The following is a 15,260-nucleotide window of genomic DNA, read 5'->3' as shown; positions in this document are numbered from 1 at the left end:
AGCTGCGCAGCATTCCCCGCTGGCTTGATCTGTGATAGATGAAGGAGTAGCAAAATGCCGGACGAACAGGAACTAATCGAGCAAATCCTGGCTGGCGATCATGAGCAGTACAGACAAATTGTCGACAGATACAAGGGCAAGATTGTTGGCTATTTGTACAGGATGATCGGCAACATGCAAGACGCACAGGATTTGGCTCAAGACGTGTTTATCAAAACCTTTTATCATTTGCACGACTATCGGCCTGAGTATAGGTTTTCTTCATGGCTGTATCGAATCGCGAGCAATCATTGTTTCGATGAAATGCGAAAACGCAAGCGGACAGAGCAGGTAGAAATCGATGAGGAGCAGCTAATTGACCCAGATACGCCTGAGACGACTTTGTTGAAAAAGGAGCGGGACGCCGAACTGGAACGCAGCATCATGCTGCTGGATGAGGAGTATCGGGAGGTATTCGTCCTGTTTTACCTACAGCGACTGTCGTATCGGGAAATCAGCGAGCGACTGTCCTACTCGGAGAGCTCCGTTCAGATGCGTTTATTCCGCGCCCGCAAAAAGATGAAGGACAGCCTGACAAAAACGATGGGAGGGGGAGCTATTTATGAAATGCTTCATGTTTAATCAATGGAAGCTATACGTAAACGATGAGCTTGCCCCTGCCGAGAGCAAAGGATTGGAGCAACATGTGGAAAATTGTCCACAATGCCAGAAGAACCTGCAAGAATGGGGAGAAGGCATGCAGGATGAGGATTTTTCCACCGTTTTGGAGGCTCCTGTACCCGATACGTTTACAGATGAGGTCATGGATAAGCTGTCTGATGCAGTTCCTGCACGTTCTAAGCAAAAGCGCTCCTCCCGAACCAGAAGACAAAGGGGTTGGGATATTGTGAAGAAGGCGGGATTGGTAGTAGCAGGACTTACGGCATTGGTGGTAACAGGAACCGTTGTATCACCGACATTTGCGAATTATGTGAATAGCTTGTTCCAGATTGAGAAGGATGCGGATAGCGGTATGATAAACGCCGTCCATAAAGGTCTTGTTCAAAAGCTGGAGCAAAAGGCAACCGATCAAGGAATTACTGTCGAGTTAAAAGAGCTGTTGGCTGACTCGATGAGGATCGCAGTCATCTATGATGTATACGACCAGAGCGGCAAGAAGATAGAAAACCATATTTTGAATGCGAAACTGATGGATCAGAACGGGAAGAATTGGTTCGAGGATGATGAAGGAGATAATTCGGGAAGTCATGGAGAATTTTTCATCACAGAGCGATATTTGAATGAAATCTTCGAATCATCTGAGGCTATTCCCGACCAACTGACCTTACATTTCGAACAGACCGAAATCGCAGATAAGACAGGAAAATGGTCATTGGAAGTTCCGATCGATATGAAGAAAGCCAAGGAAGCGACGAAAACGGTTGTCTTCCAGGATACGGCTTTTCAATCGCCACAAGGTCTAGGGATTGAGCTGAAAAATATCGAATTTTCCCCAAGTGCGACACGGGTCATGCTGGATACTATTTCTCCAAAATCAGCTTATTTGGAGGTTGAACGAACGTCGATCCTGTACGATCGGAATAATCCGCGAGGCTCCATTATCACAGAAAAAGAGCGTGATCCTGCTTTTTCGGGAGAGAATATGATGTACGAAATCACCAATGAAAAAGGGGAAGTGGTAGCAGCTTGGGATATGAAATCATTGGATGATGGGCTTGATAAAAAGAAGAATGTTCTTTTCACACCGAGAACAGAAGAAGAAGCGGAAGAAGGACCAGAAGGCGATGTCTTGAATTGGTGGCATACATTTGGCCCGATACAGGGAGAACAAAAATTAAAGCTTGAGCTTCAGAAAATTTATGAGAAAAAACTGGCTTCGCCTAAATTTGATCTGGTTCCAACAGAACTAGACAAGAAAGCTGCGACTTTCAAGGATGAGATAACAGGCAGTACCTTTACATTCTCTTCTTTTGCATGGGAGCCAGGTAACGGCGAAGATCTAGGTGAGGCCGTAATGACCATAGAGGGTACATTAGGAAAAGGCATAGTCGAGAACCACGATTGGTCTGTAAAGGATGAAAATGGGAAGAATTACGCTGCGTCAGTGAGTACTGAAAGCACCAGAGACAAGGACGGACGGGTACAGATCAAAGGTGAGATCACAATTCCGCGCTTGAAGCAAGAACCGAAAAAGCTCACGGTATCCTACGCTACCTATATGGTGGAACATGACGTGAAGTGGGAAGTACCTTTTGAAATCAAATAGTTCAAAGAAAAAGAAGAGGCCGACAGTGGCCTCTTCTTTTTCATCACAGGAGCTGGTTTTTATGATTTGTGTACGTAAGGCCCCAACTGTTGACGAGTAAAGGTATAACGCGAATTTTCGTCCTTCAGCCACATATTCCCCTTCACAATAAGAATGTACACCGCAACGATGAAGTAGCCCGTTCCGATGATCCAGTCTGACGTGGTTACCATGCCAGTAGAGATGATATGCCGGATATACCATACCCCGATCGGGATGTGGAAGAAGATAACGGCGAACAAGCCCGGATTGTAGAGCGTTTTTGCTTTTAGATTCGCAAAAACTCCATGCCAGATAAACTGGAAGAAGCCCATGAGAATCGGTGCCAAGCCGAGCCAGACGACCGTCGGGAAGAAGAGGGGAACTAGATAAAAGATATAGGCAATGACGAGGTTGATGATCATCGCAGACTGTGGATTCAGCGGGTATCGTTCTGGATGGCTACTTTTAAAAATCAAACCATTAAACAGTCCGGCAAAATATCCCGGCCAACGGTACTCTTCATACTGATGCACAAGGATGGCGATGAAGCTTAGCCACAACAGCCTCTCAATAGCAGGAATGGTACTCCATTGAATCATCAAGTACAGACCAGCGCCAACTGCCACTAACAGACCGAGATCAGACCAATATTTTCGCAAAAAGCCCATCTGTCTCTCCCCCTATTTCCTATTTTTCATGAAAATAGCGTGCGAATAACAAATCAATCTGTTGTTCTACGGAAGCGACCTCGATGCCAGCGCCAGTAGACAATATCGACTTGAGCAAGGCTGGCAGAAAAATCGCTCCAAACAGCTGCATGATCATCATCATGAGAACTTCATGATTTTCTTCGTGGGTCATTTCCTTCAAAACTCCCTCAATCTTCACAAACCCGATGCTTTTTAGAAATTGGCCGTACTCATATTGCGAGGTAAATACAGCGCCACCAAGTGAGAAGATTCGCGAAACCAGCTCAGGATATTGCTGGATGATCTGCACATAGCTCATGAAAAACTGCTTGAGTCGTTCTTGGGGAAGCAGAGATGTGTTTTCCAAGATATCAAATGTGGCTGTAAAGCTTCCTAAAAATGCACTGAGGGCTTCATTAATGAGCTTATCCTTGGAACCGAAATAGTAGTTAACCAAAGCTACGTTAGTACCAGAATCGGCTGCGATTTTCCGCACCGTCACACTCTCGAAGCCCTCCATCTTGATCAAATCCAGTGTCGACTGCAAAATTTTCGCTTTCGTTTCGTTGTTTTTATCTACCTGTGACATGACCAACCTCCTTTTTATTGAAAGCAAAACGTTTGTGTTAAACAAGGTTTTAAACTTTGTTTAATTAAATGGTATCACTTTCCAACTGAGAAGACAATGATTTCTTGGCACATCAGCGGAGCTTTTCGCGTATACCTAATAGGCAATGGGAAAGAGGTGACCACATATGAGCGGATGGCTCGCACTCCTGCTCGTTTCCCTGGCCATCAGCATGGACAGTGTCAGTGTAGGATTGACGTATGGTTTACGGAACATGAGAATGCCCTTTTTGTCGCTCGTCGTCGTTTCCGGTTGTTCGTTTGCTGTTGTATATGGTGTCATGCTTGTAGGCTCATCCCTCACCGAATGGTTAACCCCCGAGATCGGCAAGTATATTGGTGCCGCGGTCTTGATCCTCATGGGTTTGTTTACACTGTGGCGGCTCATTGCGACACGTTCGGGGACAGAGGCTCAGGAGTCTACTGCTGCGAGCAGCGGTGCCGTTGTAGCCGCAGAAAAACAGGAAGAGCAGGAACCCATCGTATTATTGTCGCAGTTCCGCATTTTTGGTGTCATGATTCAGATTTTAAAAGACCCCTCCAAAGCCGACGCTGACCGCTCTGGGCATATTATGGGCTGGGAGGCCGTCATGTTGGGGCTTGCCCTGTCTTTGGATGCTTTCGGGGCAGGCATCAGCCTTACGTTTTTGGGATACTCGCCACTGCTCGTCGCTCTCTGTATCGCGGTGATGAGTGCCTTGCTTCTTGTGGTAGGAATTGCCCTCGGCAGGCGCGCAGGAAAAGCCAGCTGGTTGACGCGACTCACCTGGCTGCCGCCGATTTTGTTGATTTGCATTGGTGTAGCCAAAAGCTTGAAATAACCGACAAACCAATCACAGACCCGTCCAGATAAATGGACGGGTTGTTTTATTTTCTAGCTCGTCTGCATACACATGAAAAGGAGTGAGATGTGGATGGAGGAGATGTAGGTGGATACACAGCCAATTCGAAAATGGTACACGCTGGCGGCGGCCGACGTGACCGAAGCCCTTCATAGTGATGCTGCGCAAGGGTTGACTCAGCAGGAGGCGGAGCGGCGACTGGCTAAACAAGGTGCCAACCAGTTGGCTGAACAAAAGCGAAAGCCTCTCTACTCGGTCTTTGTTGATCAGTTCAAGGATTTTATGGTACTCATCCTGTTCATCGCAACACTGATCTCATACTTCCTCGGAGAGTACCTGGATGCGATTGCGATTATCGCGATCATCCTCATTAACGGTATCCTCGGTTTTATTCAGGAGGCCAAGGCTGAGCGATCCTTGCAAGCGCTAAAGGAGCTGGCATCCCCAATGGCGCGCGTCATCCGGGGCGGGCACATTTCCATGATACCGGCTTCGCGGCTGGTACCTGGTGATCTGGTGCAATTGGAGGCCGGGGATCGTGTTCCCGCAGATTTGCGTTTGCTTTCGGCCAATCGGCTAGAGGTGGAGGAGTCTGCGTTGACAGGGGAGTCTGTCCCCGTCGGTAAAAACGTGAAAAGACTGGAGACAGCCCAGGCATCTACTGTACCGCTTGGCGACCAAAAAAATCTCGCGTTCATGGGCACGATGGTGACCGGAGGAACAGGGAGCGGCCTCGTTGTAGCGACAGGGATGAGCACGGAAATCGGGAAAATCGCGCACTTGATGAATACAGCGGAAGAAGCAGAAACCCCTTTGCAGCTGCGATTGGAGCAAATGGGCAAAATTCTCGTGGTCGTTGCACTGCTATTGACCATTGTGGTCATCGCTGCTGGTGTCTGGCATGGTCATGAGCTATTTACGATGTTCCTCGCCGGGGTGAGTCTCGCAGTGGCGGCGATTCCGGAAGGCTTGCCGGCAATTGTGACTGTCGCGCTAGCGCTTGGCGTCCAGCGTATGATCCGGCGCAATGCGATCGTACGCAAGCTCCCATCAGTCGAGACATTGGGCTGCGCCTCTGTCATTTGCTCTGATAAAACAGGCACCCTGACTCAAAATAAAATGACCGTTACGCAAGTGTGGCACAGCGATTCCACGTATGAAGTGAGCGGTAGCGGCTACGCACCAGAGGGAGCCTTTCACTATCTAGGGAAGATGGTATCTCCCGCCCGTGACGGAGCACTCTCGCAAATGATCCGAATCGCAGACCGGTGCAACAACGCCCGATTGACATGCGAGGAGCAAAGCACGCGCAATTTGCTTGGAATGGGCAAGACGTCACGCTTTTGGCAAGTCGTAGGCGACCCGACAGAAGGAGCTCTCAAGGTGCTTTCTGCGAAGGCATTGGGCGGCAATACAGAGCGTAGCAACCAGAAGAATCAGGGACAACGTGTGGAGGAGCTCCCCTTTGATTCTGACCGCAAAATGATGTCGGTTGTCGAAAAGGGGACGGACGGTGTGTATTCCCTGCTAACCAAAGGCGCAGCGGAGGCATTGCTGGCGAGATCGACACACGTTTTGTGGAAGGGAGAGCTCATTCCACTCTCCGCGACGCTTCGCCACCAAGTACTGGAGCAAACGGAAAGGATGGCAGGCAAAGCGCTGCGTGTACTGGGCTTCGCGTATAAGACACTGCAAGGCTATCGCCCGGGACAGCCGATCGGCACCCTGGAAAACAATCTCGTCTTTGTCGGATTGGCCGGGATGATCGATCCACCACGTGAAGAGGTGCGTCCAGCGATCAATCTGTGCCATCAAGCAGGAATCAAGACGGTCATGATTACAGGCGACCACAAGGTAACAGCAGAGGCAATCGCCCGGCAGATTGGCTTGATGCGTGGCTACGGAGAGGTGCTGGAGGGACGTGAACTGGACAACATGTCAGATGAGCAGCTCGCAGAGTATGCGGAGCGAGTGACTGTCTATGCCCGTGTATCCCCTGAGCACAAGCTGCGGATCGTCCGTGCCCTGCAAAGCCAAGGCCATGTTGTTGCCATGACCGGAGATGGTGTCAATGATGCTCCTGCGATCAAGACCTCAGACATTGGGATCGCGATGGGGATTACCGGTACAGATGTGACGAAGGAAGCGGCCGACCTCGTGCTCCGCGACGATAACTTCGCCACGATTGTCGCCGCCGTCGAGGAAGGGCGTAACATCTATGACAACATTCGAAAATTCATCCGTTATTTGCTGGCGTCCAACGTAGGCGAAATTCTCGTCATGTTTTTTGCAATGCTCCTCGGACTTCCTTTACCTTTGGTGCCGATCCAGATCTTGTGGGTCAATCTCGTGACAGATGGTTTACCGGCCATGGCGCTGGGCGTCGATCAGGCGGAGAAAGATACGATGTATCAGAAGCCGCGCAACAAGGCAGAGAACATATTCAGCCGAGGGTTGGGCTGGAAAATTATTAGCCGTGGTTTCCTCATCGGGGCCATGACGCTCTTGGCGTTCTGGCTGACTCTCAAAGAGAATCCGAATGACTTGGTGCATGCCCAAACTGTCGCTTTCGTCACGTTGGTTATGGCGCAGCTGATTCACGTTTTCGATTGCCGGAGTCAATACAGCGTTTTTCACCGCAATGTATTTGAAAACAAATATCTCGTCTGGGCCGTACTTTCGTCGATCGTGCTCGTGATCGGTGTCGTATACATGGAGACACTCCAGCCGATCTTCAAAACAACGGATCTGAATCTGCGGGATTGGGCATTAATTTTAGTCGCGGCGGGAGTTCCTACGTTTGTCGCGGGAATCGGTGGGGTGCTTACCAGCGGCAGACAGCGCACAAGCAAAGAGAAACGCCCAGCTATGCGTACGGTTCGTCCTGACTAACCGAGCCGCCAAAGGGGAGAGGGAGCCATTGTGCGCTTGAGAAGGGGAGGATGGAAAAGACGTAGAAGGAAAATTTTCGCTGGGATCCTGCTGATCATGGTGGTATTGATCGTTTTGTTTATCGTTGTGGAACGCAGGGTAGAGCCGACGTTGATGTTGATTGCCCAGGCCAAGGCAGAACAGGTCGCCAAGCTCGCTATTACCGATGCAGTCACCAAACGCATGTCCCAGCAGGGTCTCGACGTCAACGAAGTTGTCATTATGGAGAAAGACGAGAATGGCAGCATCAAAGCGGTGAATTTTAATTTCAAAGAGTACTCCCGGATTGTGGGAGAAACGACAGCCCGTATTCAAAATCGCTTGAAGGAATTCGAGCAGGAGCACGTCCGTACAACCATACCACTAGGCTTGGCTACCAAAAACGTCTTTCTGGAGCACTTTGGGCCTGATATTCCGGTGTCGTTCGTTCCGATTGGAGCCGTCAAAACGAAGCTGGAAACAGGCCTGAAGCAAGCCGGGATCAACATGGTGCTGGTGACTGTCTACATTCACGTCGAGGTCGATTTGCGGGTCATTATCCCGTTTGCGACCAAGCAACAGACGGTCACCACACAAATCCCGGTCTCCGAAGCCCTGATCGTCGGCAAGGTACCGACTTATTTGTACGATAACCCGTCAGGCAAGCCCGATGTGCCGATGCCACGAAACAACCAAATCCCAAGCCAGCCGTGATGTTTTTCGCTTATACGCGAACGATTTACACATCTATGAAAAATTCATTGAAACGTTTCTGAAATGGTGCCGTCCAATGAATAGAGACACACAAAAACAAGCAAGAACATTGGAGGCGTAAACAACATGAAAACAATCCGTACAGGCATGATGACAATCGCGGCACTGGCCGTTTTGGGAACTAGCGTGGTATCTGCAACCTCCGAACCAGTAAAAGAACTTTCCGTTAACATTAACGGTCAAGCAATCGCACAAGATGCGATCTTCGATAAAGGTCAACAAACCGTACTGGTTCCACTTCGTCCCGTTGCTGAAGCTCTTGGCTTCAAAGTAAGCTGGAACGACAAGGAAAAAGCAGCAGAAGTGCAAAGAGGCGCGATCACCAGCTACGCAAAAGAAGGAGAGGATCGCTATCCTTTCGCAAAAATGTACAAAACATTGGGAGCGGAGCCGCGTGTACTGAATGGCAGTACATATGTACCAGTTAAATTCGTAGACGAAATCCTGCAAGCAGAAGTGAATGTAACCGATGATGCAGTGACTGTAGTGGAAGACGAAATCGCTCCTATGCGTACAGGTACCATTACCAACATCAGCAAATCCGACAAAGGCTACTCGGTTACACTGAACATTTACGAGTCTGGCATCATCCTGCACCTGACGGAAGATACGAAAATCACGGATGAAGCTGGTAAAGTACTGAAGCCAGAAGACTTGAAGCTGGGTATGGCTGTAGATGCTACTACCGAAAAATTCATGGCGATGAGCATGCCGCCACAAACGAGTGTGCTCAGCATCACGGTAAAAGGCGGACTGGAGACTCAGGACATCCTGGCAACAGCGGGAAAAGTAGCGAGCATCTCTGCTGATAAAGATGGCAACTACAAAATGCTCGTAGAAGGTCGCGGTATTACCGAAACCTCCCAAGAAAAAATCAACCTGAACATTACCGAGAAAACGGTTATCATCAATGCGCGAGACAACAAAGTACTCTCGCCTGCAGATCTGAAAGAAGATATGCAAGTAGTTGCCTTTTACGGCCCAATGATGACAAAGAGCCTGCCGCCTATCGGCACTGCTGAAAAAATCGTAGTAGAGTAAGAGAAAGAACGGGATGGCATTTGCTATCCCGTTTTTTGCGTTCATGACTAGATCGGGTATTTCATACAGATGACGCGACCGAGTTTTTCCGTCTCTCTTTCCTCGTAGACAACAAAACCGTATCTCTCGTAAAAAGGTACGACCCGGCTATTCTTCTCCAAAACGGCCAGATGCAGAGAGGTGTAGCCGTTTTCCCGGTACCAGGCGATTAACGTATCCAGGAATTCTTTAGCGTAACCATGGTTTTGGTAAGCATTGTGCAGCATGATGAGACCTAGCCAAGGGTGGCTATCTCGCGGATTACGCAAAATGAACTGGGCGATCCCGATGATCTCTGTACCGTGTACTTCTCTTATCGAAAAGCTGTAGGAGTCCGCAAACGCAAGATTATCTTGATGGTCATCTGCTACTGTCTGTAAAGTGACGACCCGTTGTCCAAAGGCAAACTCCATATAATCGGGGTTTGAATTGTACACCGTCAGTAGCTCGGGGAAATCGTATTCCGTGACGGGCTGAAACACCAATCGAGCGCTATGGGCTGGGAAGGGAGTAGTGCTTGGCATGTCAAAAGCTCCTTTCAATATGTTTTATGTTCATCTAATTAGATGATATTCTAATTTAATAAAATGTCAATTCGAATGATGATAAGGGAATTCCCTGATACACTTTCTTTTATGGAAACTTTACAATAACGATAGAATGATTGTCTCAAAAGGAGGAGCGCATGGGTGCGTCGAGTGAAGTGCTCTCCCTGATGCAGTCCATCTTTGCCAACGCTAGCGATGCGATCCTGGTAATTGATCATGAGGGACGAATCGTAAAGGCCAATGCTGCGTTGGAGCAGATGACGGGCTGGACAGAAGAAGAGCTGATTCGAGATAAACATATTTGCGAGCTGTGTCTCGGAATGGCAACGTGTATGGAAGAAACGAGCTGCACGGATTGCTTTTTTAAGCGCGTGCAAATGCCTTCATTCGAGATGAGGCTTCGAACGAAATCGGGTGTGGATTACCCTGTCGCTGCCAGCTCTGCGAGACTAGAGGATGAATCGCAGGGGAAGCTGGTCATGATTTTGCGTGATATGTCTGCGCAACAGCGAGTGGAAAAAGAGCGCTACCAGTACAAGCTGACGAATTTTGCAATCCAAGCACAAGAAGAAGAACGAAAGCGCATCGCCCGGGAGCTGCATGATGGCGTAGGGCAGGCGCTTTATAGTATTTTAGTGGGACTAAACGTAGTCAGACAACGAGAATTGAGCGAGCCGGTTATGCAGCATGTCACGGAATTGGTGAATATGACTTCCAAGGCGATGGAGGAAGTGAAGCGCATGGCGCTGGAGCTGCGTCCGTCTGCACTGGATGATCTCGGTTTACTCCCTGCATTACGTTCGTTGATGAAACGGGTGGAAAAGACGTTTCACATCCAGGTGGAGTTGCATGTTCAGGGGGAGAAACGCAGATACTCCGCTGCGATGGAAACAGCGTTATACCGGATTGTACAGGAAGCCATGACTAATACGGCAAAATACGCAAAGGCGAGCCATCTGGGAATCATGTTCGAGAATAGGGAGAAGGAAATTGTCGTCACGATTGTGGATGACGGCGTAGGGTTTGAAGTAGAGAAAACATTGAACATCGGCAAAGGTCTCGGTGTGTTTGGCATGAAGGAGCGTGCCCAGCTGCTTGGTGGTACCGTTGATATTCGCTCCGCACCCGAGGAAGGAACGACGGTGATCGTCCGAATTCCGGTGCCGAAGGAGGGGGTAGGGAATGACCATTCGCGTCTTGATCGCTGATGATCATGCGATTGTACGCTCTGGGCTGGGGATGCTGATCAACGCCCAGGAGGACATGGAAGTCGTCGGTTATGCAGCTGACGGAAAAGAGGCATGTGAAAAAGCATGGGAAGTCCGGCCCGACGTCGTCTTGATGGACTTGAGCATGCCGCCAGGGGAAAACGGCTTGACGGCAACTGCCAGACTGAAGGAAACGGCACCCGACATTCAGGTGCTCGTGCTTACGATGCATGATGACGAGGAATACCTGTTTCGGGTACTCCAAGCCGGTGCTGCTGGCTATATTTTAAAAAGCGCCCCTGACCTCGATTTGATTACGGCGATCCGTTCGGTCAATCAGGGCATGGCCTATTTGTATCCATCTGCGACGAAATCTCTGATCGAGGAATTTCTGCAAATGGTCAAGAACGGTGAGGAGCAGGCCAAGTACGACATCCTGACTGATCGGGAAAAAGAAGTGCTGGTCTTGATTGCCAAGGGCTTTAGTAACAAGGAAATTGCGGAGCAGCTCACTGTTTCCGTCAAGACGGTAGAATCGCATAAAGCGCATATTATGGAAAAGCTCCATCTGCGTACCCGCCCTGATTTGGTGCGGTATGCGATTAAGAAGGGCTGGCTTGATTTTGAATAGAGTACGATCTCTTGTATTTAGTAAACCAAAGACGATCCCAATAAGGGGTCGTCTTTTTTTGTGTCGAACCTGTGACCAAAAACGGTCATAAAACGGTCGAAATCAGGGGTTTCCCAGAACATTTTAGGGGATTTCCCCGAATTACTTCCAAGGGGTTCCAGCGGTAAAATGAAGGCGTGAATACTACACCGCGCCCATGAGGCACGTAGGAAAGGAGAAGAGCGCGATGGAGACGCAAGTTGACAAGGCGGAGAAAGGCAAGAAATCTAAATCCAGCAAGCTGCAAACGAACCAGGAAGACTTGAAGGGAACGTTTGTCGCGGTTCTGATCGTCGGAGGTATTATTCTTGTCGGTTGGTTGGGTGTATTCGGGCTTTTCCTGGATAGGGCGTAATTAGGAAGTAAAGGAGGGTACTTATGCATTTGCATCGATATGAAAAAATCTGGTTGATGCTTGGCGCAGGTGGTTTGGCCTTATTTATTGTATTGTTGTGCGTCAATGCGTTTGCCATGGGGATGGCTCCGCCAAGTAATATGGAAATGATTGATCCGGAGAAGGTTACGGAGACACCTCCTTTTGATAAACCAGGCTTGAAACAGGTAGGAGACAACGAATACGACGCTTACATGACAGCATTTGCGTTCGGCTTCGCTCCGAACAAGATGGAAATACCTGTTGGCGCAACGGTGAATTTCCACGTCACGAGTCCAGACGTTATTCACGGATTCCAGATTCCAGAGACCAACATTAACTTCATGGTTCTGCCTGGACACATCAGCTCGGCGACACACACGTTTGACGAGCCAGGTGAGTATTTGATCCTTTGTAACGAATACTGTGGCGCAGGTCATCAGGTAATGGCGACCACGATTATTGTGAAATAAAGGTAGGTGAATCCTATGGTAATCGCACGGAAGATCGACGATACACTCCCCCATGTTCCGGTTCAGCGTTCTGCGGCAACACTTAGTTTGGCCTATGTGTGGGTAGCTTATATTGCATTCGGATTGGCAGCTGTGGCAGGGATGGTACAGGGCATGGTTCGCAGTGGAATCATGGAACTGCCGAGCTGGACAAATTACTATCAAATTTTGACCGCCCACGGCGTGTTGATGGCACTTATTTTTACCACGTACTTCATCGTCGGATTTATTTTCTCAGGAGTCGCCCGCACGACAGGTGGTTCCTTGCACGGAGCCGCTCTAAAATTTGGATGGGCCGGCTGGATTCTCATGACGGTAGGGACATTGATGGCTGTTGTTACCATTCTGCTGAATGAAGCCTCTGTCCTTTATACGTTCTACGCACCACTGAAAGCATCTCCGTACTTTTACATTGGTTCTGCCTTGCTCGTAGTAGGTAGCTGGCTAGCGGGATTCGGGGTTTTTGCCAGCTATCGTAAATGGAAACGTGAAAATAAAGGGAAAATGTCCCCGTTGTTCGTCTTCATGGGTGTGACTACCTATGTCTTGTGGATTACAGCGACAATTCCTGTAGCGGTTGAGGTTCTGTTCCAACTTATCCCGTGGTCACTCGGGCTGGTTCCAACGATTAACGTCATGCTCAGCCGTACGCTGTTCTGGTTTTTCGGTCATCCACTCGTTTATTTTTGGCTATTGCCTGCTTATATGGCGTGGTATGTATGCTTACCAAGAATCATTGGCGGTCATGTCTTCAGTGATTCGCTCAGTCGACTTGCCTTTCTCTGCTTGCTCTTGTTCTCCATCCCAGTTGGGTTCCACCATCAATTGATGGAGCCAGGAATTTCGCCAGCATGGAAAATGATACACGTGACATTAACGCTGATCGTCGTTATCCCGTCGTTGATGACAGCCTTCTCGATGTTTGCGGTTTTTGAAACGACCGGACGTAAAAAAGGTGGTGTTGGTCTTTTCGGATGGTTGAAAAAACTGCCGTGGACAGATGTACGCTTCTTCGCCCCATTTGTTGGGATGCTGTTCTTCATTCCTGGCGGAGCTGGGGGAATTATTAACGCAAGTAACCAGATTAACGCGGTCGTACACAATACGATTTGGGTTACGGGTCACTTCCACATCACCGTAGGAGCTGCGGTGGCGCTCACCTTCTTCGGCGTCAGCTTTTGGCTGATACCTGCATTGACTGGACGTCAGTTAACCAAGACTGCGAATCGCATGGGAATGGTACAAACGGTATTCTGGGCAGTAGGAATGTTCCTGATGTCGCTCGCCATGCACGCAATGGGCTTGCAAGGGGCTCCGCGCCGCACAGATTACACGACGTATATGGACCACCCGTTAGCTTTGGGCTGGATGGATTATCAGCGCGTGATGGCGTTTGGTGGCGGACTGCTGTTCGTATCCGCGATTCTCTTGATCGCCATCTTGCTGTATCTGACTTTCTACGCACCAAAGGGAAATACGGAATATCCGATTGCCGAGACAGAAACAACGCAAGAAGTTCCAAAAATTTTGGAACGCTGGCCAGTTTGGATCGGACTCGTTGCCTTCCTGATTATTCTCGCTTACGGTTATCCGATTTTGGAACAAATTCAGCATCAGGCACCAGGCTCGCCGCCTTTTGTGACTTGGTAAGACGATACGTACGAAAAAAGCCGCTCATTCCGTTTGGAAGCGAGCGGCCCTTCTTTTTAAAAAAGCTCTAGCGCTGCCAATTCGGTAAAGGCAAGAATCAGATACCCGATTGCCAAAAGCCATAGGGCGAGAATTCTGAGGTCTTCCTCTTCAAATGGCATACAACTCCTCCTTTATCTCTTGTTAGCACAATATATTCAAGAGGGAGGACATTGGTTTAGCTTATGGCTCATATATCATCTTGCGGGTCATTCCGCCATCTACAATCAGCTCAGTACCCGTAATGAAATCGTTGTCCTTTTGCGTCAAAAATAGGCACGCACGGGCAATATCATCGGGTGTACCTACGCGACCTGCCGGATGCTGGGCATGATCCTCGGGTCGAAGAGCGGCATAATCGTGGTGTTCAATCCAGCCGGGAGAGATCGCATTGACACGAATTCCATCGGGGCCGAGTGAGACACCAAGCGCATGGGTTAAGGATAATATGCCTCCTTTGGAAGCCGCGTATGCCTCTGAGTGTGGCTCGGACATGTGCGCCCGCGTCGAACAAAGATTAAGGATAGCGCCTCCACCATGGCGACGCATGATTTTGGCTGCTTCCCTCGATGCGAGAAAGACACTGCGCAAATTCGTGTTCAAGATATGGTCCCACGCTTCGACGGTCAGTTCATAGGGGGATTCCCATACGGACAAGGCCGCGTTGTTGATCAAAACATCGAGGCGTCCCCAACGTTCATCGACGGTTCTCATCAATTGTTCGATCTGCGCTGGCACGCTGACGTCAATGTGCTCGAAGTGGGCTGTGCCTTTCACTGCTTCTGTCGTGTTGATTAGCGAGGCCGTTTCTTCTCCCGCTGCGCGATTGTATTCGGCGATGACGACATGTGCACCTTCGGCAGCATACATGGTGGCAACAGCCCGTCCAATGCCTTGGCCACCGCCAGTGACGATGACAATGTTATCCGTGTATTTCATCGAGAGTGCCTCCAAACAATAGAGTATGAAGCGAAATGAAAAAAGTAATTGCAAAATGTTCGTAACGATAATAAAGTAAGTAGTATCTTTTTAACAGCGTACTATACAGTAT

General features: G+C 49.1%; 15 protein-coding genes. 11 read left to right on the top strand and 4 right to left on the bottom strand.

Features of this window, described 5'->3' with window-relative positions; translation table 11 throughout:
• Nucleotides 1-54: 54 nt before the first annotated feature.
• Nucleotides 55-621, top strand: a complete 567-nt coding sequence (locus tag POF51_RS27735) for an RNA polymerase sigma factor (protein ID WP_069851959.1) — start codon at nucleotides 55-57, stop codon at nucleotides 619-621.
• Complete coding sequence (locus POF51_RS27730; RefSeq protein ID WP_069851961.1) at nucleotides 602-2,266, top strand: DUF4179 domain-containing protein; 1,665 nt, start codon at nucleotides 602-604, stop codon at nucleotides 2,264-2,266. The genes POF51_RS27735 and POF51_RS27730 overlap by 20 nt, the downstream gene beginning before the upstream one ends.
• Before the next feature lie 59 nt (nucleotides 2,267-2,325).
• Here POF51_RS27730 and POF51_RS27725 read toward each other — a convergent pair whose 3' ends face one another.
• Together POF51_RS27725 and POF51_RS27720 are read right to left on the bottom strand one after the other, a co-directional pair.
• The gene (locus POF51_RS27725) at nucleotides 2,326-2,955 is read right to left on the bottom strand and encodes an HXXEE domain-containing protein (RefSeq protein WP_069851963.1); all 630 of its coding nucleotides are present in this window, start codon (nucleotides 2,953-2,955) and stop codon (nucleotides 2,326-2,328) included.
• A 19-nt stretch (nucleotides 2,956-2,974) separates the two neighbouring features.
• The gene (locus POF51_RS27720; RefSeq protein WP_069851965.1) at nucleotides 2,975-3,565 is read right to left on the bottom strand and encodes a TetR/AcrR family transcriptional regulator; all 591 of its coding nucleotides are present in this window, start codon (nucleotides 3,563-3,565) and stop codon (nucleotides 2,975-2,977) included.
• A gap of 166 nt (nucleotides 3,566-3,731) precedes the next feature.
• On the opposite strand from POF51_RS27720, the gene ytaF reads away from it, so the two are divergent.
• The 4 genes from ytaF to POF51_RS27700 all read left to right on the top strand — a co-directional run bounded on the left by ytaF (nucleotide 3,732) and on the right by POF51_RS27700 (nucleotide 9,170).
• A complete protein-coding gene (ytaF, locus tag POF51_RS27715; protein WP_017247193.1) occupies nucleotides 3,732-4,424 on the top strand; it encodes a sporulation membrane protein YtaF in 693 nt (230 codons plus the stop codon).
• Nucleotides 4,425-4,532: 108 nt separating this feature from the next.
• A complete protein-coding gene (locus tag POF51_RS27710) occupies nucleotides 4,533-7,337 on the top strand; it encodes a calcium-translocating P-type ATPase, SERCA-type (RefSeq protein ID WP_017247194.1) in 2,805 nt (934 codons plus the stop codon).
• Between the two features lie 30 nt (nucleotides 7,338-7,367).
• Nucleotides 7,368-8,069: a sporulation protein YunB gene (gene yunB, locus POF51_RS27705; RefSeq protein ID WP_017247195.1), complete on the top strand. Its 702-nt coding sequence runs from the start codon at nucleotides 7,368-7,370 to the stop codon at nucleotides 8,067-8,069.
• Between the two features lie 126 nt (nucleotides 8,070-8,195).
• On the top strand, nucleotides 8,196-9,170 hold the full coding sequence (locus POF51_RS27700; protein WP_017247196.1) for a copper amine oxidase N-terminal domain-containing protein: 975 nt from the start codon (nucleotides 8,196-8,198) through the stop codon (nucleotides 9,168-9,170).
• A 47-nt stretch (nucleotides 9,171-9,217) separates the two neighbouring features.
• On the opposite strand, the gene POF51_RS27695 is transcribed toward POF51_RS27700, so the two are convergent.
• Nucleotides 9,218-9,733 carry a GNAT family N-acetyltransferase gene (locus POF51_RS27695; protein WP_069851969.1) on the bottom strand — a complete coding sequence of 172 codons (516 nt, stop codon included), beginning with the start codon at nucleotides 9,731-9,733 and terminating at the stop codon, nucleotides 9,218-9,220.
• Between the two features lie 161 nt (nucleotides 9,734-9,894).
• On the opposite strand from POF51_RS27695, the gene POF51_RS27690 reads away from it, so the two are divergent.
• The 5 genes from POF51_RS27690 (at nucleotide 9,895) to POF51_RS27670 (ending at nucleotide 14,170) form a co-directional block, all read left to right on the top strand.
• Nucleotides 9,895-10,965 carry a PAS domain-containing sensor histidine kinase gene (locus POF51_RS27690; protein ID WP_106834876.1) on the top strand — a complete coding sequence of 357 codons (1,071 nt, stop codon included), beginning with the start codon at nucleotides 9,895-9,897 and terminating at the stop codon, nucleotides 10,963-10,965.
• A complete protein-coding gene (locus POF51_RS27685; RefSeq protein ID WP_069851973.1) occupies nucleotides 10,940-11,596 on the top strand; it encodes a response regulator transcription factor in 657 nt (218 codons plus the stop codon). The genes POF51_RS27690 and POF51_RS27685 overlap by 26 nt, the downstream gene beginning before the upstream one ends.
• A gap of 226 nt (nucleotides 11,597-11,822) precedes the next feature.
• Nucleotides 11,823-11,990 carry a hypothetical protein gene (locus POF51_RS27680; protein ID WP_017247199.1) on the top strand — a complete coding sequence of 56 codons (168 nt, stop codon included), beginning with the start codon at nucleotides 11,823-11,825 and terminating at the stop codon, nucleotides 11,988-11,990.
• Between the two features lie 23 nt (nucleotides 11,991-12,013).
• Nucleotides 12,014-12,481 (top strand): cytochrome c oxidase subunit II, encoded by a 468-nt coding sequence (locus POF51_RS27675; RefSeq protein ID WP_017247200.1) that lies wholly within the window; start codon nucleotides 12,014-12,016, stop codon nucleotides 12,479-12,481.
• A gap of 15 nt (nucleotides 12,482-12,496) precedes the next feature.
• A complete protein-coding gene (locus POF51_RS27670; protein ID WP_069851977.1) occupies nucleotides 12,497-14,170 on the top strand; it encodes a b(o/a)3-type cytochrome-c oxidase subunit 1 in 1,674 nt (557 codons plus the stop codon).
• 222 nt (nucleotides 14,171-14,392) lie between these two features.
• Here the strand turns inward: POF51_RS27670 and POF51_RS27665 are convergent, their stop codons facing one another.
• Nucleotides 14,393-15,148, bottom strand: coding sequence for an SDR family NAD(P)-dependent oxidoreductase (locus tag POF51_RS27665; protein WP_069851980.1), 756 nt, complete (start codon nucleotides 15,146-15,148; stop codon nucleotides 14,393-14,395).
• Nucleotides 15,149-15,260 lie beyond the last annotated feature (112 nt).

This window comes from Brevibacillus sp. AG, from assembly GCF_028369215.1.
GTDB classification, from domain to species: Bacteria; Bacillota; Bacilli; order Brevibacillales; family Brevibacillaceae; genus Brevibacillus; species Brevibacillus porteri.
The sequence above is the reverse complement of the archived record's forward strand: the minus strand, read 5'-3'. Positions and strand labels throughout refer to the sequence as shown.

Bases quoted from the DNA above. Each gene is read 5' to 3' on its own strand.
- POF51_RS27735 (WP_069851959.1), top strand. From the start codon at position 55: ATGCCGGACGAACAGGAACTAATCGAGCAAATCCTGGCTGGCGATCAT.
- POF51_RS27730 (WP_069851961.1), top strand. From the start codon at position 602: ATGAAATGCTTCATGTTTAATCAATGGAAGCTATACGTAAACGATGAG.
- POF51_RS27725 (WP_069851963.1), bottom strand. From the start codon at position 2,955: ATGGGCTTTTTGCGAAAATATTGGTCTGATCTCGGTCTGTTAGTGGCA.
- POF51_RS27720 (WP_069851965.1), bottom strand. From the start codon at position 3,565: ATGTCACAGGTAGATAAAAACAACGAAACGAAAGCGAAAATTTTGCAG.
- ytaF (WP_017247193.1), top strand. From the start codon at position 3,732: ATGAGCGGATGGCTCGCACTCCTGCTCGTTTCCCTGGCCATCAGCATG.
- POF51_RS27700 (WP_017247196.1), top strand. From the start codon at position 8,196: ATGAAAACAATCCGTACAGGCATGATGACAATCGCGGCACTGGCCGTT.
- POF51_RS27695 (WP_069851969.1), bottom strand. From the start codon at position 9,733: ATGCCAAGCACTACTCCCTTCCCAGCCCATAGCGCTCGATTGGTGTTT.
- POF51_RS27690 (WP_106834876.1), top strand. From the start codon at position 9,895: ATGGGTGCGTCGAGTGAAGTGCTCTCCCTGATGCAGTCCATCTTTGCC.
- POF51_RS27685 (WP_069851973.1), top strand. From the start codon at position 10,940: ATGACCATTCGCGTCTTGATCGCTGATGATCATGCGATTGTACGCTCT.
- POF51_RS27680 (WP_017247199.1), top strand. From the start codon at position 11,823: ATGGAGACGCAAGTTGACAAGGCGGAGAAAGGCAAGAAATCTAAATCC.
- POF51_RS27675 (WP_017247200.1), top strand. From the start codon at position 12,014: ATGCATTTGCATCGATATGAAAAAATCTGGTTGATGCTTGGCGCAGGT.
- POF51_RS27670 (WP_069851977.1), top strand. From the start codon at position 12,497: ATGGTAATCGCACGGAAGATCGACGATACACTCCCCCATGTTCCGGTT.
- POF51_RS27665 (WP_069851980.1), bottom strand. From the start codon at position 15,148: ATGAAATACACGGATAACATTGTCATCGTCACTGGCGGTGGCCAAGGC.